The organism is Aquincola tertiaricarbonis, from assembly GCF_000969605.1.
GTDB classification, from domain to species: domain Bacteria; phylum Pseudomonadota; class Gammaproteobacteria; order Burkholderiales; family Burkholderiaceae_C; genus Aquincola; species Aquincola tertiaricarbonis.
The window spans coordinates 65,758-91,647 of sequence record NZ_JZUE01000018.1 but is presented as its reverse complement, the minus strand read 5'-3'; the positions used below and the strand labels follow the sequence as shown (position 1 = coordinate 91,647).

Below are 25,890 nucleotides of genomic sequence, written 5' to 3'. Positions count from 1 at the left end.
GTGAGCCACCAGTTGCCCTCCGATCCCGCCCCGACGCCACCGCTGGGGCTGCTGGCACAGCTGGACCTGCCCGACCCCGACAGCTACGACGAATTGCGTGATGCCGAAGGCCGGCTGCGTCCGGCCTGGCAGCGTTTCTTCCAGTGGCTGCCGGCCCAGGAAACCCCGGCCGACTTCGACCGCCGCCTGGAGCTGATCGCGCAGCAGATCAAGGTGGATGGCGTCACCCACAACATCCACAGCGCGGAGGGCACGGCCGCGCGGCCCTGGTCGCTCGAGCTGATGCCGATGCTGATCGAGCCGTCCGACTGGGCGGCCATCGAGCGCGGCGTGTCGCAGCGGGCCCGCCTGCTCGACACCATGATGGCCGACGTGTACGGCGAGCAGGAGCTGCTGGCCGAGTCGCTGCTGCCGCCGGCGCTGCTGTACCGCCACCCGGGCTACCTGCGGCCGCTGCATGGCGTGCGGCCGCCGGGTGGCCTGCACCTGCACATCGCCGCCTTCGACCTGGCGCGTGATGCGGAAGGCGACTGGTGGGTGATCTCGCAGCGCACGCAGGGCCCGTCGGGCCTGGGCTACGTGCTGCACAACCGGCTCATCATCTCGCGGCTGTTCCCCGAGGCCTTCCGCGAGATGCGGGTGCAGCACATCGCCTCCAGCTACCGCCGGCTGCTGGACACGGTGGAGTCGCAGGCGCGGCTGGTGGCCGGCGGCACGCCGCGCGTGGTGCTGCTCACCTCGGGCCCCTACAACGAGACCTACTTCGAGCATGCCTACCTGGCGCGCTACCTGGGCGTGCCGCTGGTCGAAGGCGGCGACCTCACGGTGCGTGCCGACCGGGTGTACCTGCGCACCGTGGCCGGCCTGGAGCCGGTGCACGGCCTGCTGCGCCGGCTGGACGACGACTACTGCGACCCGCTGGAGCTGCGCCCCGATTCCACGCTGGGCATCCCCGGTCTGCTGCAGGCCGTGCGCGCCGGCAACGTGGTGGTGGCCAATGCGCTGGGCAGCGGCTTCCTCGAGTCGCCCGCGGTGCAGGGCTTCCTGCCCGCCATCTCGCGCCGGCTGCTGGGCGAGGAACTGCTGCTGCCGTCGCTGCCTTCCTGGTGGTGCGGCGAGCAAGCCGCCTTCCGCGCGGTGCTGCCCACGCTGGCCGAGCGGGTGGTGCGCCCGGCCTTCCCCGACCCCGGCCGCCGCCGCGCCACCGTACCCGGCGAGGCAGGCGTGGCCGACTGGGTGCGCCGCATCCAGGGCGACCCCGATGCCTGGATGGCCCAGGGCCGGCTGATGCTGTCGCGCACGCCGATGTGGCGCAGTGGCGCGGCCACGGCCGGCGCGGCCATGCTGCGGGTCTATGCCATCGCCGACACCGAGCGCCGCTGGCATGTGCTGCCCGGCGGCATGACCCGCGTGGCCACCCGCTCGCCCCTGTCGGTGTCGATGCAGCATGGCGGCTCCAGCCTCGACACCTGGGTGATGACCGATGGCCCGGTGGACACCTTCTCGATGCTGCCGCAGCGGCTGCGGGTGGACGACATCGCCACCCGCCGCCGGCCGGTGTCCAGCCGCACCGCCGAGAACCTGTTCTGGCTGGGCCGCTACACCGAGCGCACCGAGCAGGCGGTGCGCCTGGCGCGGGCGCTGCTGAACATGATCGACGCCGATGGCGACCCGCCGCCGCCGGTGCTGGATGCGCTGTGCACGCTGGCGGTGTTCAACGGCCTGGCGGCCTACGGCACGCCCAGCGCCTCGCGCGCGCCGCAGCTGTTCGAACGCAACGTGCTGGCCGCCCTGGCCTCCGGCGCGCGCAAGCCGGCCGCCGGCCAGCCGCGGGCGCCGGTCACCAGCGTGGCCGGCCACCTCGGCGCGCTGGAATACGCCGCCAGCGCGCTGCGCGACCGCCTGTCGCCCGAGCAGGTGAACCTGGTGCGCCGCATGGCAGAGGAATTCAATGCCACCTTCGCCGGCCTGGACGCCGCGCTGCCCACGGTCTCCCTGGCCATGCCGGCGCTGGACCGGCTCGGCCTGCAACTGGCGGCCGTCACCGGCGCGCAGACCGACCGCATGACCCGCGACCACGGCTGGCGGCTGCTCACCGTCGGCCGCCTGATCGAACGCCTGGTGGGCATGGCCCACACGCTGCACACGCTGCTGGAGCTGGACGCGCTGAAGAGCGCCGCCGGCGTCGACCTGGTGCTGGAGCTGTTCGACAGCACGCTCACCTTCCGCTCGCGTTACCAGCGGCATGAAGACCTGCTGGCCCTGGTCGACCTGTTGGTGCTGGACGATGCCAACCCGCGTGCCTTTGCCGGCACCCTGCGCCGGCTGCGCACCGAGCTGGGCAAGCTGCCCGGCACCGCCAGCATGCTGGATGCGCTGCGCGAGCGGCTGCCGGTCGAGGGCGCCGGCATCACGCTGGACGAGCTGCGCGACCTGGACGACGAAGCCCTGCGGCTGCAGCTCTGCGTGCTCGCCCGCCGGCTGCAGGACGCCGGCGCCCGCTTGTCCGACGACGTCGGCCAGCGCTACTTCGCGCATGCCGAAGGCGGTGACCGGCTGCAGCGCGTGTGATCCCATGGACGCCATGACCCCGACATCCGCCGCCACCACCCGCGGCGCCGCGCTGCAGGTGGAGCACGTCACCCGCTACCACTACGCCGCGCCGGTGGACCTGGCGCAGCACGAGGCCTTCCTGCGGCCCATCGAGGATGCCTTCCAGTCGGTGGAAGCCTTCGAGATGGGCGTGGAGCCCGAGCCGCTGCACCACAGCACCGGCCGCGACCGCTATGGCAACACCCGCACCTTCTTCACCGTCAGTGGTGCGCACCGCCGGCTGGAGGTGTGGGCCCGCAGCCGCGTGCGTGCCGTGCCTCGGGGGCATGAGGCGCTGCTGCCCGGCACCCGGCCCTGGGAAGAGGTGGCCGCGCGGCTGCGTTATGCCGCGCGGGTGCCGTACGAGCCGGCCGTCGAATTCGCAGTGGCCTCGCCCTATGTGCCGCGGCTGCCAGCGCTGGCCGACTATGCGGACGCCTCGCTCGTGGCGGGCCGGCCCATCGGCCTGTGCGCGGTCGACCTGATGCACCGCATCCACGCCGACTTCAGCTACCAGACGGCCAGCACCTCCATCGACACGCCGCTGGCCACGGTGCTGGAAGAACGCCGCGGCGTGTGCCAGGACTTCGCGCACCTGATGATCGGCGCGCTGCGCATGCATGGCCTGGCCGCGCGCTACGTCAGCGGCTACCTGCTGACCACGCCGCCCACGCCGGCCGACGAGCAGGCCGACGGCGAGGCCTCGGTGGCCAGCGCGGCCGTGGGTGCGCCGCACTTCATCGGCGCCGATGCCTCGCATGCCTGGGTCTCGGTGTGGTGCCCGATGGAAGAGGGCGGCTTCTGGCTGGAGCTGGACCCGACCAACGACATGCTGCCGGCCACCGATCACGTGCGGCTGGCCTATGGCCGCGACTTCGGCGACGTGACGCCGTTGCGCGGTGTGATTCGGGGTGGCGGCGACCATGCGCTGGAGGTCGGCGTCAAGACGGAACGGGTGGTTTGAAGTGCCCCGAATTGGGGCGGTTTGGGCCTGGAAGTTGCTAAAGGTCCGGTAAAGAGGAGATCCAATGAAAACGGCCTACGACGAAATGCAGGTCAACGCCAGCGAGGTCCGCGAGCACTACCGCACCTATCAGAACTGGCTCAAGCAACAACCCAGCGACGTGATGCGTTCGCGCCGCGAAGAGGCGGAAGTGATCTTCCGCCGCGTGGGCATCACCTTCGCGGTGTATGGCGCCAAGGACGAGGACGGCTCGGGGACCGAGCGGCTGATTCCCTTCGACCTGATCCCGCGCGTGATTCCCAGCGGCGAATGGCGCGAGATGGAGAAGGGCCTGCGCCAGCGCGTCAATGCGCTCAACCGCTTCCTGTACGACGTCTACCACGACCAGGAGATCATCAAGGCCGGCATCGTGCCGCGCGAGCAGGTGATCAACAACGCGCAGTTCCGTCCCGAGATGATGGGCGTCAACCTGCCGGGCAACGTCTATTCGCACATCTCCGGCATCGACATCGTGCGTGCCGGCAATGCCGATGGCAGCGGCACGTATTACGTGCTGGAGGACAACCTGCGCGTACCCAGCGGCGTGAGCTACATGCTCGAGAACCGCAAGATGATGATGCGGCTGTTCCCCGAGCTGTTCAGCCAGCACCGCGTGGCGCCGGTGGCGCACTACCCCGACCTGCTGCTGGAGACGCTGCGCGCGGTATCGCCTTCGGCGGTGAACGAGCCGGTGGTGGTGGTGCTGTCGCCCGGCATGTACAACAGCGCCTACTTCGAGCATGCCTTCCTGGCCCAGCAGATGGGCGTGGAACTGGTGGAAGGCAAGGACCTGTTCGTCGACGACAACTTCGTCTTCATGCGCACCACCCAGGGCCCGAAGCGGGTGGACGTGATCTACCGCCGCGTGGACGACGACTTCCTCGATCCCAAGGCCTTCCGCGCCGACTCCACGCTGGGCTGCGCAGGCCTGCTGGACGTCTACCGCAGCGGCAACATCACCTTGTGCAATGCCATCGGCACCGGCGTGGCGGACGACAAGTCCATCTATCCGTACGTGCCGAAGATGATCGAGTTCTACCTCGGCGAAAAGCCCATCCTGCAGAACGTGCCCACCTACCTGGGCCGCGGGACGGAGGGCCTGAAGTACATGCTGGACCACATGCATGAGCTGGTGGTCAAGGAAGTGCACGGCGCCGGCGGCTACGGCATGTTGATCGGCCCGGCCGCGACGCAGGCCGAGATTGCGGAGTTCCGCAAGGTGGTGCAGGGAAACCCCAGCAACTACATCGCGCAGCCGACGCTGTCGCTATCGAGCTGCCCGACGTTTGTCGAATCGGGCATCGCGCCGCGGCACATCGACCTGCGGCCGTTCGTGCTGTCGGGCAAGACGGTGCAGATGGTGCCAGGCGGGCTCACCCGCGTGGCGCTGAAGGAAGGCTCGCTCGTGGTCAATTCTTCGCAAGGGGGCGGTACGAAGGACACCTGGGTGCTGGAAGCCTGAGAGAAGAGACAGGAGAACAACGATGCTTTCGAGAACCGCCGACCACCTCTACTGGATGGCCCGCTACATGGAGCGTGCGGAAAACACCGCGCGCATGCTGGACGTCAACTACCAGACCTCGCTGCTGCCGCAATCGGCCGAAGAGGCCGAGCAAGGCTGGCGCGGCCTGCTCAGCATCAGCGAGCTGACCTGGGGCTTCCGCGAGAAGTACGAGGACTTCAGCGCCAAGAGCGTCATGGACTTCATGGTGCGCGACGAGTCCAACTTCTCCAGCATCGCCAGCTGCCTGCGCGCGGCGCGCGAGAACGCGCGTGCGGTGCGCGGCGCGCTGACGACCGAGGTGTGGGAGACGCAGAACCAGACCTGGCTCGAGTTCAACCGCATGATCAAGAGCACCGACTTCCACCGCGACCCGAGCGCGCTGTTCGAGTGGGTGAAGTTCCGCTCGCACCTGAGCCGCGGCGTGACGGTGGGCACCATGCTGCAGGACGAGGCGCTGCACTTCCTGCGCATCGGCACCTTCCTGGAACGCTCGGACAACACCGCCCGGCTGCTGGACGTGAAGTTCCAGTCGCTGGCAGGCGACTTCTTCGGCAGCAATGCCAAGGAGGCGCAGGAGGTGGACTTCTATCACTGGAGCGCGGTGCTGCGTTCGGTCTCGGGCTTCGAGGTCTACCGCAAGGTCTACCGCAACGTGATCCGCCCCGAGAAGGTGGCCGAGCTGCTGATCCTGCGCGAGGACATGCCGCGTTCGCTGGTGGCCTGCCTGAACGAGGTGGTGTGCAACCTGCAGATGGTGGCCAACGACCAGAGCCGCGAGACCCTGCGCCGCGCCGGCCGCATCCGCGCCGACCTGATGTACGGCCGGATCGACGAGATCCTGGCCACCGGGCTGCATGCCTACCTGACGCAGTTCCTGGACCGCGTGGGTGACCTGGGCGTGGGGATCAGCCGGGACTTCCTGGTTCCGGTTCAATAGCCCCCAAGCTCGCTGCGCTCGCTACCCCCCGAGGGGGCCGCCCCGCTGGCGGGCCGGCGGAGCCGGTCCCGCGGCGGGTGGCTTGAGGGCGCGGCTTCGCTGCGCTTGCCGCAGTGGTGGCGCTGGGCTGGGGTTATCGGGCGGCGAGGCGGGCGGCGTTGACTGCCGCGCCCAGGTCGATGACGGCCAGCGCGTAGTAGCTGGACCAGTTGTAGCGGGTCACGGCGTAGAAGTTGGCGGTGCCGGCAACGTAGCTGGGGGCAGCTTCGCCGTTCTGCAGCTCGACCAGGGCCAGCGGGCCGTCGTGGCGTTGGGCGTCTTCGCCGAGCAGGGCGCCCAGGTCGGCCATCTGGGCCGGCGTGAAGCTGGGCGTGATGTCGGGTGCCAGCAGCGTGGCGCGCTGGGTGGTGTCGGTGGGCACGGCCACTTCATAGTGCGTGGGCATGCCGCGCTGCCAGCCGTGGTTGGCCAGGTAGTGGGCCACGCTGCCGATGGCATCGACCGGGCTGTTCAGCAGGTCGATGCGGCCGTCGCCATCGAAGTCCACCGCATGGCGGTTGATGCTGCCGGGCATGAACTGCGGCAGGCCGATGGCACCGGCATAGGAGCCGCGCACGGTTTGCGGGTCGCAGCCGGTGCCGCCGGCGCACCAGCGCAGCAGTTCCTCCAGCTCGCCGCGGAAGAAGGGCGTGCGGTCCTTGCGGCCGGTCGGGAAGTCGAAGGCCAGCGTGGCCAGCGCGTCCAGCACGCGGAAGTTGCCGGTCATGCGGCCGTACAGCGTCTCCACGCCGATGATGCCCACCACGATCTGCGCCGGCACACCGTACTCGGCCTCGGCGCGCGCCAGGGCGGCTTCATGCTGCTGCCAGAAGCGCAGGCCGGCGTTGATGCGCGTGGGCTCGATGAAGCGGGCGCGGTAGGCGGCCCAGTTCTTGGCCGTTCCCGCCGGCGGCGGCATGATGAGCCGCGCCACCGACGGCAGGTAACGCGCCTGCGCCAGCTGCTGGCGCACCCAGGCGGCGTCCAGGCCGTGGCGCTGGGCCAGCTCGTCGGCGAATGCCATCACGTCGTCGCGGCGGCCGTAGGTCACCACGTCCGGCGCGTCGTCGGCGCGCGTGGCGGTGGCCTTCCTGCGCTCGGCGGGCTTGGCGGACGGCTTGGAGGATGGCTTGGCGGCCTGGCGCGCGGCGGACTTGTCGACCGGCTGGGCGGAAGCCGCCGGCACCTGCAGTGCAAGGGCGAAGAACGTGGCGAGCGCCAGGCCGGCAGCCCGCAGGGTCTCCGGCAGCGGCGCGATGAAGGAGGCCGGCAGGGCGGCCGGCGAGCAAGGCAAGGTCATCGCCGGATTATCCCGGCCGGCGTGCGGCTGCCGCGGCGCGGGCGAAGGCGCGCTGCCAGCCACGGTCGGGCCGCTGCACCGCGTTGCGGCCATAGCGCAGCGCATCCAGTGCGTCCAGCTGCGCGGCCACCGGCTCGCCGCGCGCCCCCAGGCGGGCCCGCACACGCGCGGCCAGCGTGCGCGGCGCCTCGAAGGGGCCGGCGGCAATGCCCAGCCCGGCCAGGCGCTGGCGCATGTCGGCCTGCAGTCGCTCCCAGGGGTCGCGCCGCTGGCGGTCCCACAGCGCCCAGGCGGCACCCAGCAGCGCGGCGCCGCTGCCCAGCCCCACCATCAGCAGCGCCAGGTCCTCCCAGCGCGGGGTGTCGAAGCCCAGGCTCTTCAGCAGGTCGAACTGCTGGGTGCGCGAATAGTTGAGCACCCACTGGTTCCAGCGGTTGTTGATGCGTTCGTAGGTGGCGCGCCATTGCTCCATCAGCACGGGGCTCATGCCGGCCAGGGCGCCGGCCACCAGCCCCGGCGGCGGCCGCAGCGACTGGCTGCGCACCACGCGGTCGGGCGCCACCGCGGCGGTGGGATCCACCCGCACCCAGCCGCGGCCGGCCTGCCAGACCTCGGCCCAGGCATGGGCATGGCTCTGGCGCACCACCAGGTAGCCGTCCTGCGGCAGCGGGTCGGCGCCCTGGTAGCCGGTGACCACCCGCGCGGGCACGTCCAGCGCCCGCATCACCACCACGAAGGCGGTGGCGAAGTGCTCGCAGAAACCCAGCTGGCGGTCGAGCCAGAACTCGTCGATGGCATGGCGGCCCTCCTCGTCGCCGTACAGGCCCGGCGCCAGGGTGTAGGTGAAGCCGCCGGTGCGGATGTGGCGCAGCACCGCTTCGGTGAGCTCGGCCGCGCCCGCCTGCGCATAGCGCGGCTGGCGGCGCAGCGCGGCGGCCCATTCCAGGGTGCGGGGGTTGTAGCCGGGTGGCAGCGACAGGTGGTCCTGCAGGCCCAGCGCGGCCTGCTGCGGGCCGTGCTCGTGGTGGGGCCAGGCCTGCACCTCGAAACGCAGGCGGTCGGTCACCGGGCGGTCGGTCAGCCACTCCAAGTCGGCACGCTGGAAGACCCGCCAGCCCTCGATGCGCGGCGCATGCTCGGCCAGCGCGGGCGTGGCCTCCAGCAGCGGCAGCAGTGGCAGCCGGGAGGGCTCCAGCGTCATCTCGTAGCGCAGCGGTTGGCCGCGGGTGCGCAGGTCGGCCCGCAGCAGGCCGGCCGGGCCCATGCTGCTGCGTTCCAGCCGGTGCCATTCACGGCCGTCGAAGCGGCTGAGCACCGGGCCGCGCCAGTAGAGCTGCTCGTTCGGCGGCGGCGGCCCCTCGAAGCGCACACGGAAGGCCACGCTGTCGTCGTTGGCCACCTCGGCCACGCCGCCCAGCATCAGGGTGCCCGACAGGCCGGTACGCCCGCCCGCGTCCTGCGGCAGCGCCCACAACGGACCCATGCGCGGAAACAGCAGGAACAGCAGCACCATCACCGGTGCGCCGAACAGCGTGGCCCGCGCGGCCAGGCCGCCGGCCTCGCGCAGCGCCGGCTGGCCCACCGGCATGTGGGCCAGCACCAGGCCGGTGAGCAGGCCCCACACCGCCACCACCATGGCCGCGGCCACCGGCAGCGACTGCGAATACAGGAAGTTGGTCAGCACCAGGAAGAAGCCGAGGAAGAACACCACGAGCGCATCGCGCCGCGCGCGCAGCTCCAGCGTCTTCAGCGTCATCAGCACCACCAGCAGGGTGACGCCGGCCTCCTTGCCCAGCAGCGTGCGGTAGCTGTTGAGCGTCAGGCCGACCGCCAGCGCCAGCAGCGCGGCCAGCAGCCAGCGGCTGGGCAGCGGCGCGGCGCGCACCGCCAGCACTGCACGCGCAGTGAGCACGCCGCCCACCAGCAGGCTGCACCACACGGGCAGCCGTGCCAGGTGCGGCAGGATGGTCCAGCCGATGACGGCGAGCAGGAACAGCACGTCGCGGGCATCGCGCGGCAGGCGGCCGGCCAGCGGCCACCGGGGCAGGCGCAGCGTCGTCATCGGCCGGCTCCGGCGGAGCTGGCGCCGCCGCCGCGCGGCCACAGCGCCAGCGCCTCCAGCGCGCGCAGCCGGTGGGCGTCGCCCTGGCCGGGGGGCAGCTCCAGCCCGGGCAGCTTCAGGCCATGCAGCACGCCGGCCTGCTCGGCAGCCAGCACCCAGGCCGACAGGCGCGACAGGCGCGCCTCCGTGCCCGGCTGGCCGGCGGCCGATTGCCAGTCCAGCCACAGTTCGCGCGAGGCGGTGCCGCCGTTCTCGCGTGTCACCAGCTCGCCGGTGCGGGCCGCCTTCTTCCACACGATGCGGCGCAGCGCGTCGCCGCGGCGGTAGGCACGCACGCCGTCGAACTCCGCGCCGTTGCGCTCGCGCGAGGTGGGCGCCTCGCCGGCCAGCGGCTGCGGCGTCGGCAGCGGGGCAGGCGGCTGCTCGGGCGCCGGCCAGGCCAGCACGCGCGCGGCCGGCCGCCAGACCGTCCAGGCGCGGAACAGGCCAAAGGGAAACCGGGTTTCAGCGCGCAGCGCAGGGATGCCGTGCGGGCCGCGGTGCGGCGGCACGAAGCGCAGCACTGCCGGTGCCTGGCCCAGCGCAGGCACGTCCACGAACACCTGCTGGCTGCGCTGCGCCGCGGCCTCGAAGCCCACGCCGATGCCATGGCGCCGGCTGCCGGGGCTTTCGATCACCACGTCCAGCCGCGCCGGCTCGCCGGCGAAGCAGGGCGCCACCGGCCGCAGGTGCAGCGTCAGGCCGCGCAGCGTGGCATGGGTGATGTGCAGCGAGGCCAGCCCCGCCCCGGCCAGCAGGAAGGTGAGGATGTAGCCCAGGTTCAGCTGGTAATTGATCGAGGCCAGCAGCATCACCAGCAGCGTGAGCCCGAAGGCCAGGCCGGCCGGCGTGGGCACGATGTAGATGTTGCGCTGGGTGAGCACCCAGCGGTCGGACAGCGGATGCCGGGCCTGCCACCAGGCCTGGAAACGCGCGCGCGGTGCGGCCCACATGGTCAGGCGGATGGCGGGCGGGGCGGCGGGCTGCTCAAGGCAGCGGCACGGCCTCGACCATGGCCCGAACCTGCTCCACGCTGCCGCGGCCGGCACCGGCCACCGGCACCAGCCGGTGCGCGATGGACTGCGCCAGGATGGCCTGCACGTCGTCGGGCGCCACGTGGCCGCGGCCGCCGATCAGCGCATGTGCCTTGGCCGCGCGCAGCACCGCCAGCGCGGCACGGGGCGACAAACCCTCGACGAACCATTCGCCGCTGCGCGTGGCCGCGATCAGCGCCTGCAGGTAGTCCAGCAGCGCCTCCGACGCATGCACCTGCAGCACCGCCTGCTGCGCGGCGAGCAGGTCGGCCGGCTGCATCACCGGCGTCAGGCGGGTGATGGCGGCGCGGCGGTCCTCGCCGGCCAGCAGGGCGCGCTCGCTGGCGCGGTCGGGGTAGCCGAGCGTGATGCGCATGAGGAAGCGGTCGAGCTGGCTCTCGGGCAACGGGTAGGTGCCGAGCTGGTCGGTCGGGTTCTGCGTGGCGATGACGAAGAAGGGCTTGGGCAGCGGCCGGGTGTGGTTCTCCACCGTCACCTGGTGCTCTTCCATCGCCTCCAGCAGCGCGCTCTGCGTCTTGGGGCCGGCGCGGTTGATCTCGTCGGCCAGCAGCACCTGCGCGAACACCGGGCCGGGATGGAAGACGAAGGATTCGCTGGACCGCTCGAACACGCTGACGCCGACGAGATCGCTGGGCATCAGGTCGGCGGTGAACTGCACCCGTGAGAAATGCAGGCCGAGCGACACCGCCAGCGTGTGCGCCAGCGTGGTCTTGCCCACGCCGGGAACGTCCTCGATCAGCAGGTGCCCGCCGGCCAGGAGGCAGGCCACGCAGTCCTCGATCTGCGGGCGTTTGCCCACGATGATCGTGCTAATCTGGTCCGTGAGTCTTGAAAGCTGCTGCGTGATGTCCAGGGCCATGCATGCACGTTATCCCAAATCGCCAGCACCATTTCCCCGATGACCACCGCGTTTTATAGCCATACGGATTGCAAGGCGCACGAGATGGGCGCCGGCCACCCCGAGTGCCCGCAGCGGCTGGACGCGATCGCCGACCACCTGCGCGCCACCGGCCTGGACCTGGCGCTGGACATGCGCGACGCCCCGGTGGCCAGCCTGGCCGATGTGGAACTGGCCCACAGCGTGGGCTACGTGAGCGAGATCGCCGACCTGGGCCTGCGCCTGCGCGACGACGGCAGCCACCAGGCGCTGGACCCCGACACCAGCGCCGGCCCCGGCACCTGGAACGCGATGCTGCGCGCGGCCGGCGCCGCGGTGGCCGCCACCGACGCGGTGATCGACGGCGAGGTGGACAACGCCTTCTGCTCGGTGCGCCCGCCCGGCCACCACGCCACGCGCAGCCAGGCCATGGGCTTCTGCTTCTTCAACAACGTGTGCGTGGCCGCGCGCCATGCGCTGGACGTGCGCGGCCTGCAGCGCGTGGCCATCATCGACTTCGACGTGCACCACGGCAACGGCACCGAGGACATCGTGGCCGGCGACGAGCGCATCCTGATGTGCAGCTTCTTCCAGCATCCGCTGTATCCGCACAGCGGCGCCGTGCCCAAGGGCACCAACATGGTCAACCTGCCGGTGCCCGCCTACACCAAGGGCATGGAGGTGCGCGAGCTGATCGAGGCCATGTGGCTGCCGCGGCTGGAGCAGTTCAAGCCGCAGATGATCTTCGTCTCCGCCGGCTTCGATGCCCACCGCGAGGACGACCTGGGCCAGATGGGCCTGGTGGAAGCCGACTATGCCTGGATCACCTGGAAGCTGGTGGACCTGGCCGAGCGGCATGCCCGGGGGCGCATCGTGTCCTGCCTGGAAGGTGGCTACAACCTCTCGGCCCTGGGCCGCAGCGTGGCCGCGCACCTGCGGGTGCTGGCCGGCGTGGATGCCGGCCACGGCGGTGGCGGGGTAGGCATTTGAGTTCCGTGCCGCCGGCCGGCTCGCTGGCCGGTCGGCTGGAAGGCCGGCTCGAAGGCTTGTGGCAGCTCGCCTCGCTGGCCGAGCTGGCCATCCTGGCCGCCTGCCTGGGCGGCGCCCTGGGCCTGACGTGGCTGCTGCGCGGCGCCGGCCGCAAGCCGGGCGGCATCTGGTTCGGCGACCGGCTGATCGACGGCGTGCTGTTCCCGGTGCTGGCGCTGGGCGCGGTGCTGCTGGCCCGGCTGCTGATGCCGGCCGAGCTGCCGCAGGCGGTGCTGCGCCTGGCGGTGCCGGTGCTGATGTCGCTGTGCGCCATCCGCATCGGCGTGCGGGTGCTGCGGGTGGCCTTTCCGCAGAGCCATGCGGTGCGCATCGTCGAGCGCTGGCTGTCCTGGCTGGTGTGGCTGTGCCTGGTGCTCTGGCTCACCGGCCTGCTGCCGGTGGTGCTGGACGAGCTGGAGGCCATCACCTGGACGGTGGGCGGCTCGCAGATCAGCCTGCGCAGCGTGATCGAAGGTGCGCTCAGCGCCGTCGTGGTGCTGGTGCTGGTGCTGTGGCTGTCGGCCGCCATCGAAGGCCGCCTGCTGGCCGGCGTGAGCGAGGCGGGTTTCTCGGGCAGCGTGTCGCTGCGCAAGATCGCGGCCAATGCCACGCGGGCGCTGCTGCTGGTGGTGGGTCTGCTGTTCGCGCTGTCGGCCGCGGGCATTCCGCTGACGGCGCTGTCGGTGCTGGGCGGCGCCATCGGCGTGGGCATCGGCCTGGGCCTGCAGAAGCTGGCGGCCAACTACGTCTCGGGCTTCGTGCTGCTGGCCGAGGGCAGCCTGCGCATCGGCGACATGGTGGAGGTGGACGGCTTCGAGGGCCGCATCACCGACATCAGCACCCGCTACACCGTGATCCGCGCGCTCAACGGCCGCGAGTCCATCGTGCCCAACGAGATGATGATCACCCAGCGCGTGGTCAGCATGACGATGAGCGACACCCGCATCAACGGCACGACGGTGGTGCAGGTGGCCTACGACACCGACGTCGACGCGCTGATCCCCAGGCTGGTGGAGGTGGTGGCCGGCATCGACCGCGTGCTCACCGACCCGGCGCCCTGGGTGTCGCTCACCAGCTTCGCCGACAGCGGCATCGAGCTGACCATCGGCTTCTGGATACGCGACCCGCACAACGGCCTGGGCGGCGTGCGCAGCGCGGTCAACCTGGCGGTGCTGCGCACGCTGAATGCGCTGGACGTGGAGATCCCGTATCCCCAGCAGGTGCACCGCGAGCCGCGGCCGCCGCGCCCGCCGGGCGTGGTGGTGCCCGCGGGCGGTGTGGCGCCGCTCAGCCCCGCGCCTGCGCCTTCGGAGTGACCGGCGCGCCGGCCTGGCCCGCCGCAGCGCCACCGGCCGGCAGCCCGCGCAGGAACAGGTGCAGCGCCCGCACGTCGGTCTCGCTCATCTCCCGCAGCGATTCAAAGGGCATCACCTTCACCGGCGTGCCGTCGGGCCGCCGGCCGGTGCGGAACATCTTCAGCAGTGCATCCGCGTCGGGATACGCCGCCATGCCGCCGGCGTCACCGCCGGTGAGGTCGGCGGCGGCCGGCCAGTCCGGCGGGCCGCCGGGCACCTTGCCGCCGGTCAGCCGTGCGCCGTGGCAGCCCAGGCACATGTTGGCCACGTAGGCGCCGTGCTCGCGGGTGACGCCCTCGGGCACCGGCATCGGCGGCGGCAGCGCGTGGTCGATCTTGGCCGCCGCGTCCGGGATGGCGCCGAAGCCGTACAGCACCCGCACCGGCAGCGGCAGCGACACCACCGCGCTGGCGCCGGGCCGGGCCGGCAGCTGCCGCACATAGGCGACCAGCGCCGAGAGGTCGTCGTCGGTCAGGCGGTTGTAGTCCTCGCTGGGCATGATGAGCACCGGCGTGCCGTCGGGCTTGACGCCGTGGCGCAGGGTGCGCGCCCAGTCCTGCGGCCGGTAGCCGGCCACCGCGCTGCCGGCATCGGGCGTGATGTTGGGACCCACCACCTTGAGGCCGCCCGGCTCGTCGAGGAAGGTGCGGCCGGCGCCGTCGGCGCCATGGCAGTCCACGCAGCCTCGCGAGGCATACAGGTAGCGGCCGCGGTCCACCGCCGCCGCATCGCTGCGCCAGGCCGGCGCGGGCTGCGGCGGCACGGCCACCTGCCGCTTCATGCGCTGGCCGGCCATCACATGGCCGGCGGTGGCCGCGGCGGCGGCCAGCAGCACGACGATGCCCAGCCCGGCGGCGCCGCGGCGCAGCCAGCGGCCCCGCGGCGACGTCGCCGCCTTCGCCTGCACGGAAGCCGGGCGCCCGCCCTCGGTCGGCCCCGGGCTCACGCCCGCGACCCCATCGGCAGGCCGCCGCGGCTGGCGGGCAGGCCGAGCGTGGCGGCCAGCTGCACCCAGCGGCCGGGGTCCAGCAACGGGCGCAGCATGTCCATCACCGCGGCGAAGGCCGCCGGCGGCGCCTTCGACTGCATGTCGGCCAGCAACGCGGCCAGCTCGCGCGGGGCCAGGGCCGGGCCCATCCAGCGCAGCGTGTCCATCATCTCGGCCGGCGGGATGCTGGACACCAGGCGGTCGTGCAGCGCATTCAGTTCCTCGTCGTCGTACAGCGACCACAGCGCGGCGTTGTTGGCCGTTTCCTCGATGTGCATGTGCTGCAGGTTCTCGGCCACGAAGAGCGCGAAGTGCCGGTACAGCCGCAGGGCCAGCGTGGGGCGCATGCTGGTGTCGGCCACGCGCAGGGTGCGCAGCTCGGCCTCCAGGCCGGCGATGGCGCCCATGTGCTCCAGGTGGTCGTCGGCGGTGCGACGGGCGCCGGTGGGGCGGCGGGCCTCGATGGCGGTGTGGATGAAGTCGTTCTCGTGGCGCAGGTGGCTGCGCAGCAGGCACAGCAGGTGCTCGGCCTGGCCCAGGGTGCGCAGCATGTCGGCGTGGTCGTCGGTGTCCAGCATGCCCAGGCGGGTCAGCGTGTCGCACATCGCGCGGCGCAGGGCCTTGTGGATGGCGGCATACAGGTCGGTGCGGCGCGGCTGCGGCTGGCGCGGGCGCGCCAGGACAACGTCTTCGAGGATGGGCGGCTTGGCGGCGTGGGGCATGCTCATGGTGGAACCTTCGGACTGCGTGCAGCCGGCACCCTGCCGGCCTGCCATGCAGTGTGCGAAAGGCCCGCCGCGCGCACATCGGCCACAGGAGCCATCCCGGCGCCGGGGCGACGGGCCACACACCTTTGGGGGTGTCGGCCGTGCCGTCGGCGTCAGCGGTCCAGGTGCTGCCGGTACCAGGCCGCCGCCTGCCCGCGCGAGGCCACGCCGAGCTTGTCCAGCAGGTTGGCCACGTGGCGCTTGACGGTGTGCGGGCTCAGGTCGAAGGCGCGGGCGATCAGCTTGTTGCTGTCGCCATGGGCGATGCGCTCCAGCACCTCGCGCTCGCGCGGGCTGAGGCCGTGGCGGTCCAGGGCCGGTTCGGCCGCAGGCAGGCTGCGCGGCGGCTGCGGCTGCCGCGCGGACGGCACCACCGGCTGCAGCGGCCGCGACGGCTGCGTGGCCGGCAGCAGGATCTGCTCGTGCCGCAGGCCGGGGTGGGTCGCCCCGGCCACCGAAGCCGCCGCCAGCATGGCTGCCGATACCGTTCCGGCAGGCATCACCCGCGCCATCCAGCCCCGCAGCAGCGCCTGGCGCGCCGGCGCCAGCGCGCCGCCCCAGTCGGCGGTGGCCAGCACCGCCAGCGGGCCGCGGGCCAGCAGCACGCCGCCGGGTTCGCCTTCGGTGGCCACGCGCTCGAACACCGGCGCGAGCACCTCGGCCGCCAGCGTGGGCTGGCCGCCCTCCAGCAGCGCCTGCGCCAGGTGCAGCCGGGTTTCGGCGGCCTGGCCCACGAGGTCGATCTGCTCCTCGCACACCAGCGCCTCCTGCCAGCGGGCGACGGCCTCGGCGCGACGGCCCTGCAGCCTCGCCAGGTGGCCGCGCAGCGGCAGCTGCAGCCGGGTGCCTTCGAGCGCCGCCGGGCCACCGCCGCGGCTGCGGTCGGCCTGCAGCGCCAGTTCCCGCAGCACGTCGGACAGCAGCGGCAGATCGTCCACCAGCGCGGCGATGCGGGCCGCCTGGAAAAGCAGCTGGGTGCGGCCCCAGCTGCTGGCGCCGGTGGGATTGCCCTCCAGCCAGCCGCGGGCCAGCGCGGCGGCCTCGGCGGCGCGGCCGCGCACCGCATGCAGCAGCGCGCCCAGCACCTGCAGGTGGTGTCGCACGTTGACGGGGTCGCCCACCCAGGCGGCATCGGCACGGCCGCGCTGCCACGCTTCTTCCGCCTCGGCCAGCCGGCCCTGCCACAGCAGCCGCCAGCCGTGCTGCACCATGGCGCTGGCGCGCAGCGGCGTGGGCATGTCGCCAGCCACCCGCAGCACGCCGTCGGCATAGCGCTGCAGCGGCCGGGCGGTGCCGGGCAGGCCGTTGAAGCGCGGCAGCGGCATGCACTGGTACCAGCTCTCCAGCCGCGGGTCGTCGGCCAGCAGGTCCATCAGCTCGTCCAGCACCGGCCCCACGCGGTGCAGCGCGCCCACCTCCAGCGCATGCCAGGAGCAGGCCACCAGCACCACGATGCGCACCTCCGGCGTCAGGGCCTCGCGGCGCAGCACCGTCAGCCGCTGACCGGCCTCGTGCATGCGGCCGAAGGCATTCAGCGCCAGCGCCTGGTAGGCCTGGGCCGCCTGCTGGCCGGGCAGGTCGCCCCGGGCTTCGCAGGCGGATTCGGCCTGGCGCATCGCATCCAGCATCTCGGCGAAATCCCAGCGGGCCCAGGCGGCCAGGCCGCGCATGCGCTGCAGCTCGGGCGAGCCGATGGCCCACCCGGCCGGGAACTGCGCCACCAGCCGGCTGACGCTGGCCACCGCACCTTCGGCGAGCTGGCCGGGGCCGGCGGCCATCAGCACCGCGGCCGCTTCGGGCAGCTGGCCGGCCCGCAGCAGCAGGCCGATGCGGCGCGTAGGATCCGGCTCGGTGGCGGCGGCGCGGGCCAGCAGCGCGGCCACCTCCTGCGGTCGGCCGCGCTGCAGCCGGTGCTCCAGCGCGTCGCGGAACAGGTCGTGCAGCTTGAGGGTGAGCGTGGGCGTGTCGTCGCTGTCGTCGTCCACCTCCAGCACGCTGACGAAGAGGCCGCGGCGCTCGACCTCCTCCAGCAGCGCGGCGGCGGTGGCCTGCGGCAGGCCGGTGACGGCGGCGGTGCGGGCGGCGGTCAGCTCCGGCAGCACCGAGGTGTGCAGCAGGAAGTCGCGAAGCGCGGCGGGCAGCTCCTCCAGCACCTCGGTGGCCATGAACTCGAACACATGGCGGTCGATGGTGGCGCGGTGCAGCGCACCGCCGGGCTCGCGGGCGGCGCTGAGGGCCAGCCGCAGCCCCACCGGCCAGCCGGCGGTGCGCTGCCACAGCCGCTCGGCCAGCGCGGCGTCCAGGCCGGTGGCGGTGGCCAGGGACAGCACCTCGTCGCGGTTGAACTGCAGGTCGGCCTGCTTGAACTCGGCCAGTTCGCCGCGCGCGCGGTGTCGGGCCAGCGCCAGCGGCGGCTCGGTGCGGCTGGACACCACGATGGTCCAGCACGGGCCCAGGCGCTCCAGCAGCAGGTCGATGAATTCGTACACCGCGGGATCGTCCACCCGGTGCATGTCGTCCAGCACCACGATGCCGTGGGGCACCTCGCAGGCGTCCAGCGCCTCCAGCAGCTCGGCGGCGGCCACGTGGCGCTGGCGGGCGTCGCCGGAGGCGGCCAGGGCCACCAGGGCCTCGGGCGCGATGCGCCAGGGCGGGTCGTAGGGCTCCAGCGCGGCCACCAGGCAGCCCAGCAGCCGGTGCAGGTCGTCGCCGTCGTCGGCGGCCACCCAGGCGTGGGCGGTGCCGGGGGGCAGGTGCTCGATCTGGCGGGCCAGCGCGGCCGTCTTGCCGTAGCCGGCGGCGGCGCACAGCAGCACCAGCCGGTGGCAGAAGAGGGCAGGGCCCAGGCGGGCCTGCAGCCCGGCACGCTCGACCCAGGCGCCCACGCGCAGGCGCGGTGGCTGGATCTTGGTGCGGGGGAACGTCATGTCGGGCGGGTACTGCAGGCCGAAGGCGCGATTGTGGCGCGCCCTGGGCGGCAGCGTGATCACCGTCGAGGTATTGCGCAGCGCTGCGGATGAGGCCATGCGCGCATGCTGCCCGCCGCGCCGCCGGCCGTCGCGCAGGATGCGACGAAACGCGTCAAGGCCGGCGTGGAATGCGGCGGGGCGGCCGATGCCGTGGGTTCACGGCACCGGGTGCCTACGCCACCGCCACCGGGATCTTCCCGATCTTGGCCTGCCATTCCTTCGGGCCGGTGTTGTGCACGCTCGTGCCGGTGGAATCCACCGCCACCGTCACCGGCATGTCCTTCACGTCGAACTCGTAGATGGCTTCCATGCCCAGGTCGGCGAAGCCGACCACCTGTGCGCCCTTGATGGCCTTGGCCACCAGGTAGGCCGCGCCGCCCACCGCCATCAGGTAGGCGCTGTTGTGGCGCTTGATGGAGTCGATGGCCACCGGGCCTCGCTCGGCCTTGCCCACCATCGCGATCAGGCCGGTCTTGTCCAGCATCATGTCGGTGAACTTGTCCATGCGGGTGGCGGTGGTCGGGCCGGCCGGGCCCACCACTTCGTCGCGCACCGGGTCCACCGGGCCCACGTAGTAGATGACGCGGTTGGTGAAGTCCACCGGCAGCTTCTCGCCCTTGGCCAGCATGTCCTGGATGCGCTTGTGCGCGGCGTCGCGGCCGGTCAGCAGCTTGCCGCTGAGCAGCAGCGTGTCGCCCGGCTTCCAGCTGGCCACCTCGGCCGGCGTCAGCGTGTTCAGGTCGACCTGCTTGCTCTTGTTGTAGTCGGGCTGCCACTTCACGTCGGGCCACAGGTCCAGGCTGGGCGGCTCCAGGTAGGCCGGGCCGCTGCCGTCGAGCACGAAGTGCGCATGCCGGGTGGCCGCGCAGTTCGGGATCATCGCGATCGGCTTGCTGGCCGCATGCGTGGGGAAGGTCTTGATCTTCACGTCGAGCACGGTGGTCAGGCCGCCCAGGCCCTGCGCGCCGATGCCCAGCGCATTGACCTTCTCGTACAGCTCGATGCGCAGCTCCTCCAGCTTGTTCTGCGGGCCGCGCTGCAGCAGCTCGTACATGTCGATGTCTTCCATCAACGCTTCCTTGGCCATCATCACGGCCTTCTCGGCGGTGCCGCCGACGCCGATGCCCAGCATGCCCGGCGGGCACCAGCCGGCGCCCATGGTGGGCACGGTCTTCAGCACCCAGTCGACGATGTCGTCGCTCGGGTTGAGCATGTACATCTTGCTCTTGTTCTCCGAGCCGCCGCCCTTGGCCGCGACGATCACGTCCACCGTGCTGCCGGGCACCACTTCCATGTGGACCACGGCCGGCGTGTTGTCCTTGGTGTTCTTGCGGGCGAAGATGGGGTCGTCCAACACCGAGGCGCGCAGCACGTTGTCGGGGTTGAGGTAGCCCTGGCGCACGCCGGCGTTGACCGCGTCGGCGATCGAGCCGCCGAAGCCCTCCCACTTCACGTCCATCCCGATCTTCAGGAAGACGTTGACGATGCCGGTGTCCTGGCAGATGGGCCGGCGGCCTTCGGCGCACATCTTGGAGTTGGTCAGGATCTGCGCGATGGCGTCCTTGGCGGCCGGGCTCTGCTCGCGCTCGTAGGCACGGGCCAGGTGGGCGATGTAGTCGGCCGGGTGGTAGTAGCTGATGTACTGCAGCGCGGCGGCTACGCTGTCGATCAGGTCTTGCTGGCGAATCGTCGTGGTCATGATGGCTTGCTTGGCGACTGAGTTCGGGAGGAGCGGGCTGCATCGATTATCGTTTCCCCGGGCGGAACCTTGCGGCGACGCCGTTGCACGAACGGCGCTGTGCCGGAGGACACAAGAACGATGAGCCATTTGTTGGGGCTGGCAGTCGCGCTGCCGTTGCTGTTGGGCATGCCTGCCGCCGCCTGGGTGGGCCGGGCCAATTCGCCGGGCCGCCGGCGCGCCGCGGCATGGATCGCCGGCGGTGTGGCCCTGGCCTCGCTGGCCCTGGTGAGCCTGCTGGCGCCGGCGGTGCTGGCCGGGCAGGTGCTGCTGTGGCAGCAGCCCTGGCTGCCCGAGATCGGCCTCACGCTGGGCTTCCGGCTCGACGGCCTGGCGCTGATGTTCGTCTGGCTCATCACAGGCATCGGCGCGCTGGTGGTGCTGTACGCCGCCTACTACCTGCACGCGGACGACCCTGCGGGCAAGTTCTACGCCCAGTTCCTGCTGTTCATGGCCGCCATGCTGGGCGTGGTGATGGCCGACAACCTGCTGCTGCTGGTGGTGTTCTGGGAGCTGACCAGCATCTCGTCGTTCCTGCTGGTGGGCTACTGGGGCCACCGGGCCGATGCCCGGGCCGGTGCCCGCATGGCGCTGGCCGTCACCGGCGGGGGCGGGCTGGCGCTGCTGGCCGGCATCATCCTGCTGGGGCAGATCGCCGGCACCTACGAGCTCTCGCAGATGCTGGACCGCGGCCAGGAGGTGCGGGCCCATGCGCTCTATCCGGTGGCGCTGGTGCTGGTGCTGCTGGGCTGCTTCACCAAGAGCGCGCAGCTGCCGTTCCACTTCTGGCTGCCCGAGGCCATGGCCGCGCCCACGCCGGTGTCGGCCTACCTGCACTCGGCCACGATGGTCAAGGCGGGCGTGTTCCTGCTGGCGCGGCTGTATCCGGTGATCGGCGGCAGCACGCTGTTCGAGCTCATCGTGGCCGGCGCCGGGCTGGCCACGCTGCTGTTCGCGGCCTACGTGGCCGTGTTCCGCCACGACCTCAAGGGCCTGCTGGCCTACTCCACCATCAGCCACCTGGGGCTGATCACCTTCCTCATCGGCCTGGGCTCGCCGCTGTCGGCGGTGGCCGCGGTGTTCCACATCCTGAACCACGCCACCTTCAAGGCCTCGCTGTTCATGACGGCCGGCATCATCGACCACGAGACCGGCACGCGCGACATGCGGCAGCTGGGCGGCCTGCTGCCCTACCTGCCGTGGACGGCCACGCTGGCCATGGTGGCCGCGGCCTCGATGGCCGGCGTGCCGCTGGCCAACGGCTTCCTGTCCAAGGAGATGTTCTTCGGGGAGGCCCTGACCGTGGGCGGCACCTATGGCTGGCTGGTGCCGGTGGTGGCCACGCTGGCGGGCGTTTGCTCGGTGGCGTATTCGCTGCGTTTCATCCACGACGTGTTCTTCGCCGGGCCGCTGAAGCCGCTGCCCAATCCGCATCCGCATGAGCCGCCGTTCTTCATGAAGGCGCCGGTGGGCCTGCTGGTCGTGGTGTGCCTGGTGGTGGGCGTGCTGCCGGCGGCCACGGTGGGCCCGCTGGTGGCGGTGGCCGCGGCGGCGGTGCTGAATACCGCGCCGCCTGCCTATCACCTGGCGCTGTGGCACGGCTTCAACCTGCCGCTGCTGATGAGCGTGATCGCGCTGGGCGGCGGCGTGCTCATGTACGCCGGGCTCAAGCGGCACTACAACCTGCACCTGCACCATCCCAACGGCTTCACCGGCCGGCTGCTGTTCACCCATGCCTTCGACGGCCTGCTGCGCGCGGCCGGCCGGCTGACCGCCTTCACCGAGAACGGCTCGCTGCAGCGCTACATGGCCTGGATGCTGGGCACGGCGGTGGTGCTGGCGGCCTGGCCGCTGTTCGGCCCCGCCGGCGCGGGCCTGGCGGCGGGCGAGCGCCCGCAGCTGCCGGCCACGCCGCTGGCCTGGCTGATGTGGGGCCTGCTGATGGCCACCGGGGCGGCCCTGCTGGCGCTGCACCGCCAGCGCTTCATCGCGGTGGTGCTGGTGGGCGCGGTAGGGCTGGTCACGGCGCTGACCTTCGAGGCGCTGTCGGCGCCCGACCTGGCGCTGACGCAGCTGGCCGTGGAGGTGGTGTCCACCGTGCTGCTGCTGATGGGGCTGGCGCTGCTGCCGGCCACCACGCCGCGCGAATCCAGCGTGCTGCGCCGCAGCCGCGATGCATTGCTGGCGGCAGCGGGCGGCGGCGGCATGGCCTGGCTGGCGTGGCTGGTGCTCACGCGCAACCACGATTCCATTTCCTGGTTCTTCGCCGAGCAATCGCTGCCGGCGGGTGGCGGCACCAATGCGGTCAATGTGATCCTGGTCGACTTCCGCGGCTACGACACCTTTGGCGAGATCACCGTGCTGGGCATCGCCGCGGTGGGCGCGCTGGCGCTGCTGGACGGCATGCGCGCACGCCGTCCGAGGGCCGATGACGCCGGCCGCGCCTGGTCCTTCGCACGGCCGCCGCTGATGCTGCAGGTGGTGTCGCGGCTGGTGCTGCTGCTGGCGCTGGTGGTGTCGGCCTACATCTTCTGGCGCGGCCACAACCTGCCGGGCGGCGGCTTCGTGGCTGGCCTGGTCACCGCCGCAGCCCTGCTGCTGCAGTACATGGCGCGCGGCCAGGGCGAGGCCGAAGCGCGGCTGGGCGGCGACGGCGCGCGCCGCTTCACGCGATGGATCGCCATCGGGCTGGGCATCGCCTTGTGCACCGGTGCCGGTGCCTTCCTCTTCGGCCAGCCTTTCTTCACCAGCGCGCACGGCCACCCCAGCGTGCCGCTGCTGGGCGAGTTGCCGCTGGCCACCGCCGGCCTGTTCGACCTGGGCGTGTACGTCACCGTGGTGGGCGCCACGATGCTGATGCTGTCCTCGCTGGGCAGCGCCTCCAAGCAAGGAGCTTCCGCATGACGATCGAAGCCTTGATGGCCACCGGCATCGGCTGGGTGACGGCCTGCGGCCTGTACCTGATGCTGCGCGGCCGCACCTTCCCGGTGGTGCTGGGCCTGTCGCTGCTGGGCTATGCGGTCAACGTGTTCATCTTCGCCATGGGCCGGCTGGCGGTGGGGCTGCCGCCCATCGTGCGCGAGGGCCAGCCGATGGTGGACCCGCTGCCCCAGGCACTGGTGCTCACCGCCATCGTCATCGGCTTCGCCACCACGGGCTTTGTCATCGAGATGGCGCTGCGCAGCCGCGATGCCTCCGGCAGCGACCACGTGGACGGCCAGGAGCCGCAGCGATGACGAACTGGACCGACCACCTGCTGCCGGTGCTGCCGGTGCTGCTGCCGATGGCCACTGCCGTGGCCCTGCTGGCCATGGGCGACGGCGCCGGCGGCCATGGCAACCGGGTGCTGCGGCGCGCACGCTGGCTGTCGCTGCTGTCGGTGCTGGCCGGGCTGGCCATCGCGGTGGCGCTGGCGCTGCGCGCGGCCGACGGCACGCTGCAGGTGTACCGGCTGGGCGCCTGGCCGGCGCCCTTCGGCATCGCGCTGGTGATCGACCGGCTCTCGGCGCTGATGCTGGTGCTGGTGGGCCTGGTGGCGCTGCCGGCGCTTGTCTATGCAAGCGGCGGCTGGGATGCCCACGGCCGGCACTTCCATGCGCTGTTCCAGTTCCAGCTGATGGGCCTGTCGGGCGCCTTCGTCACCGGCGACCTGTTCAACCTGTTCGTGTTCTTTGAGGTGCTGCTGATCGCCTCCTACGTGCTGATGGTGCATGGCCAGGGCCGGGAGCGGCTGCGCTTCGGCGTGCCCTACGTGGTGCTCAACCTGGCGGCCTCGGCGCTGTTCCTGGTGGGCATGGCGCTGGTCTATGCCTTCACCGGCACGCTGAACCTGGCCGACCTGGCGCTGCGCGTGCCGCAGGTGCCGGCGCCGGAGGCGGCGCTGCTGCAGGCCGGGGCGATGCTGCTGCTGGTGGTGTTCGGCTTCAAGGCCGCGCTGCTGCCGCTGCACCTGTGGCTGCCCAACACCTATGCCGCCAGCAGCGCGCCCGTCGCGGCCCTGTTCGCGCTGATGACCAAGGTGGGCGTGTACGCCATCCTGCGGGTGCACGGCGTGGTGTTCGGCGAAGGCGCCGGCGATTCGCAGCTGCTGGTGCAGCCCTGGCTGCTGCCGATGGCGCTGGCCACCGGCGCGCTGGGTGTGCTGGGTGCGCTGGCCTCCACCACGCTGGCGCGGCTGGTGGGCTGGCTGAACGTGGCCTCGGTGGGCACCATCGTGGCGGCCATCGGCCTGTTCAGCACCGCGGCCTGGAGCGCGGCGCTGTTCTACCTGGTGCACAGCACTTTGGTGGTGGCGGGGCTGTTCCTGCTGGCCGAACTGGTGGCGGCACAGCGCGGCGCGGCCGGCGGCACGCTGGAGCCGGCCACGCCGGTGGCCCAGCCGGTGCTGCTGGGGCTGCTGCTGCTGCTGGGCGCGGCCTCCGTCGCCGGCCTGCCGCCACTGCCGGGTTTCCTGGGCAAGGTGATGATCCTGCAGGCCGCGCAGGGTCCGGCCGCGCCCTGGGTGTGGGCCGTGGTGCTGGGCGTGGGCTTCCTCACGCTGGTGGGGCTGGCGCGGGCCGGCAGCATCCTGTTCTGGGCGGTGCGCCATGAACCGGCCGAAGGCGGCTTCGCTTCCGCCGGTGCCAGTCCGCGGCTGCTGGCGCCGATGACCATGCTGTTCGTGGCCACGCTGGCCCTGGTGGTGTGGGCGTCGCCGGTCAAGCGCTATGTGGATGCCGCGGCGCTGCAGATGTCCGACCGCGCCGGCTATGCGCGCGCGGTGCTGGGCAATGAGTCCGCGCAGACGGTGCGGCCCTACCGCACGACGGGAGGTCCCCGATGAACAAGCCCTGGGTTTCGGGCACCGCGCCGGCGCGCCGCTGGCTGGCGCATCCGGTGCTGTCGCTGCTGCTGGCGGGCGTGTGGCTGCTGCTGCAGGGCGGCGTCACCGTGGCCGGCGTGCTGTGGGCGGCCCTCTTTGGCGTGCTGCTGCCCTGGCTGGCCGCGCCCTTCCTCAGCCACGGCACCCGGCTGCATGCCTGGCAGCGCGCCTTCCGGCTCACCGGCGTGGTGCTGTGGGACATCGTGCTGGCCAACCTCACCGTGGCCTGGATCGCGGTGAACCCGGCTTCGCGGCCGCAGCCGGCCTGGCTGCGGGTGCCGCTGGACATCCGGCATCCCACCGGCACGGTGCTGCTGGCGGCCATCATCACCACCACGCCGGGCACCGTGTCCTGCGTCATCGAAGGCGAGGGCGGGCGCGAGGATGATGACGGCACCCGCCGGGCGATCCTGGTGCATGCGCTGGATTGCGCCGATGCCGACGCCATGGTGGCCGACATCAAGGCGCGTTACGAAGCACCGCTGAAGGAGATCTTCGAATGATGGCCTGGGCCCTGAACTTCGCGCTGGGCGCCGTGGTGGTGGCGATGGCGCTGACCGCCTGGCGGCTGCTGGCCGGCCCCACGCCCACCGACCGCGTGCTGGCGGTGGACACGCTCTACGTCAACACCGTGGCGCTGGTGATCCTGCTGGGCCTGCAGCTGCGCAGCGACCTGCTGTTCGAGGCCGCGCTGCTGATCGCGCTGCTGGGCTTCGTCAGCACCGTGGCCATGGCCCGCTTCGTCGCGCGTGGCGACGTCATCGAGTGAGAGGCG

General features: G+C 72.0%; 19 protein-coding genes. 11 read left to right on the top strand and 8 right to left on the bottom strand.

Features of this window, described 5'->3' with window-relative positions:
* From VO99_RS19425 to VO99_RS19410, 4 genes are all read left to right on the top strand, one after another.
* Positions 1 to 2,571, top strand: a complete 2,571-nt coding sequence (locus VO99_RS19425; RefSeq protein WP_232315425.1) for a circularly permuted type 2 ATP-grasp protein — start codon at positions 1 to 3, stop codon at positions 2,569 to 2,571.
* A 13-nt stretch (positions 2,572 to 2,584) separates the two neighbouring features.
* Positions 2,585 to 3,556: a transglutaminase family protein gene (locus tag VO99_RS19420; protein ID WP_046114607.1), complete on the top strand. Its 972-nt coding sequence runs from the start codon at positions 2,585 to 2,587 to the stop codon at positions 3,554 to 3,556.
* 64 nt (positions 3,557 to 3,620) lie between these two features.
* Positions 3,621 to 5,057, top strand: a complete 1,437-nt coding sequence (locus VO99_RS19415) for a circularly permuted type 2 ATP-grasp protein (protein WP_046114559.1) — start codon at positions 3,621 to 3,623, stop codon at positions 5,055 to 5,057.
* A gap of 22 nt (positions 5,058 to 5,079) precedes the next feature.
* Entirely contained in the window at positions 5,080 to 6,036 is a 957-nt protein-coding gene (locus VO99_RS19410; RefSeq protein ID WP_046114558.1) for an alpha-E domain-containing protein, read from the top strand.
* A 133-nt stretch (positions 6,037 to 6,169) separates the two neighbouring features.
* On the opposite strand, the gene mltB is transcribed toward VO99_RS19410, so the two are convergent.
* The 4 genes from mltB to VO99_RS19390 are packed head-to-tail and all read right to left on the bottom strand — an operon-like array spanning position 6,170 to position 11,390.
* Positions 6,170 to 7,375 (bottom strand): lytic murein transglycosylase B, encoded by a 1,206-nt coding sequence (mltB, locus tag VO99_RS19405; protein WP_083440753.1) that lies wholly within the window; start codon positions 7,373 to 7,375, stop codon positions 6,170 to 6,172.
* Between the two features lie 7 nt (positions 7,376 to 7,382).
* Positions 7,383 to 9,437 carry a transglutaminase TgpA family protein gene (locus tag VO99_RS19400; protein WP_046114605.1) on the bottom strand — a complete coding sequence of 685 codons (2,055 nt, stop codon included), beginning with the start codon at positions 9,435 to 9,437 and terminating at the stop codon, positions 7,383 to 7,385.
* Positions 9,434 to 10,429 (bottom strand): DUF58 domain-containing protein, encoded by a 996-nt coding sequence (locus tag VO99_RS19395; RefSeq protein ID WP_083440752.1) that lies wholly within the window; start codon positions 10,427 to 10,429, stop codon positions 9,434 to 9,436. Before VO99_RS19395 ends, VO99_RS19400 begins: the two co-directional genes overlap by 4 nt.
* Before the next feature lie 34 nt (positions 10,430 to 10,463).
* Complete coding sequence (locus VO99_RS19390; protein WP_046114557.1) at positions 10,464 to 11,390, bottom strand: AAA family ATPase; 927 nt, start codon at positions 11,388 to 11,390, stop codon at positions 10,464 to 10,466.
* A gap of 39 nt (positions 11,391 to 11,429) precedes the next feature.
* On the opposite strand from VO99_RS19390, the gene VO99_RS19385 reads away from it, so the two are divergent.
* Together VO99_RS19385 and VO99_RS19380 are read left to right on the top strand one after the other, a co-directional pair.
* Entirely contained in the window at positions 11,430 to 12,398 is a 969-nt protein-coding gene (locus VO99_RS19385) for a histone deacetylase family protein (protein ID WP_046114556.1), read from the top strand.
* A 5-nt stretch (positions 12,399 to 12,403) separates the two neighbouring features.
* Positions 12,404 to 13,753: a mechanosensitive ion channel family protein gene (locus tag VO99_RS19380; protein WP_232315427.1), complete on the top strand. Its 1,350-nt coding sequence runs from the start codon at positions 12,404 to 12,406 to the stop codon at positions 13,751 to 13,753.
* On the opposite strand, the gene VO99_RS19375 is transcribed toward VO99_RS19380, so the two are convergent.
* From VO99_RS19375 to VO99_RS19360, 4 genes are all read right to left on the bottom strand, one after another.
* The gene (locus VO99_RS19375) at positions 13,725 to 14,738 is read right to left on the bottom strand and encodes a c-type cytochrome (RefSeq protein WP_232315424.1); all 1,014 of its coding nucleotides are present in this window, start codon (positions 14,736 to 14,738) and stop codon (positions 13,725 to 13,727) included. The two genes, VO99_RS19380 and VO99_RS19375, sit on opposite strands and share 29 nt — an antisense overlap.
* Positions 14,735 to 15,508 carry a hemerythrin domain-containing protein gene (locus VO99_RS19370; protein ID WP_232315423.1) on the bottom strand — a complete coding sequence of 258 codons (774 nt, stop codon included), beginning with the start codon at positions 15,506 to 15,508 and terminating at the stop codon, positions 14,735 to 14,737. Before VO99_RS19370 ends, VO99_RS19375 begins: the two co-directional genes overlap by 4 nt.
* A 152-nt stretch (positions 15,509 to 15,660) precedes the next feature.
* Positions 15,661 to 18,573 carry a winged helix-turn-helix domain-containing protein gene (locus VO99_RS19365; RefSeq protein ID WP_083440751.1) on the bottom strand — a complete coding sequence of 971 codons (2,913 nt, stop codon included), beginning with the start codon at positions 18,571 to 18,573 and terminating at the stop codon, positions 15,661 to 15,663.
* A 115-nt stretch (positions 18,574 to 18,688) separates the two neighbouring features.
* Complete coding sequence (locus tag VO99_RS19360; protein WP_046114555.1) at positions 18,689 to 20,215, bottom strand: fumarate hydratase; 1,527 nt, start codon at positions 20,213 to 20,215, stop codon at positions 18,689 to 18,691.
* Positions 20,216 to 20,335: 120 nt separating this feature from the next.
* On the opposite strand from VO99_RS19360, the gene VO99_RS19355 reads away from it, so the two are divergent.
* The 5 genes from VO99_RS19355 to VO99_RS19335 are packed head-to-tail and all read left to right on the top strand — an operon-like array spanning position 20,336 to position 25,884.
* The gene (locus VO99_RS19355) at positions 20,336 to 23,158 is read left to right on the top strand and encodes a monovalent cation/H+ antiporter subunit A (protein ID WP_052736464.1); all 2,823 of its coding nucleotides are present in this window, start codon (positions 20,336 to 20,338) and stop codon (positions 23,156 to 23,158) included.
* A 2-nt stretch (positions 23,159 to 23,160) separates the two neighbouring features.
* The gene (locus VO99_RS19350; RefSeq protein ID WP_375136408.1) at positions 23,161 to 23,490 is read left to right on the top strand and encodes a Na+/H+ antiporter subunit C; all 330 of its coding nucleotides are present in this window, start codon (positions 23,161 to 23,163) and stop codon (positions 23,488 to 23,490) included.
* Positions 23,487 to 25,076, top strand: coding sequence for a monovalent cation/H+ antiporter subunit D (locus VO99_RS19345; RefSeq protein ID WP_046114553.1), 1,590 nt, complete (start codon positions 23,487 to 23,489; stop codon positions 25,074 to 25,076). The genes VO99_RS19350 and VO99_RS19345 overlap by 4 nt, the downstream gene beginning before the upstream one ends.
* On the top strand, positions 25,073 to 25,618 hold the full coding sequence (locus VO99_RS19340) for a Na+/H+ antiporter subunit E (RefSeq protein WP_046114552.1): 546 nt from the start codon (positions 25,073 to 25,075) through the stop codon (positions 25,616 to 25,618). The genes VO99_RS19345 and VO99_RS19340 overlap by 4 nt, the downstream gene beginning before the upstream one ends.
* Positions 25,615 to 25,884, top strand: coding sequence for a K+/H+ antiporter subunit F (locus VO99_RS19335; protein ID WP_046114551.1), 270 nt, complete (start codon positions 25,615 to 25,617; stop codon positions 25,882 to 25,884). The genes VO99_RS19340 and VO99_RS19335 overlap by 4 nt, the downstream gene beginning before the upstream one ends.
* Positions 25,885 to 25,890 lie beyond the last annotated feature (6 nt).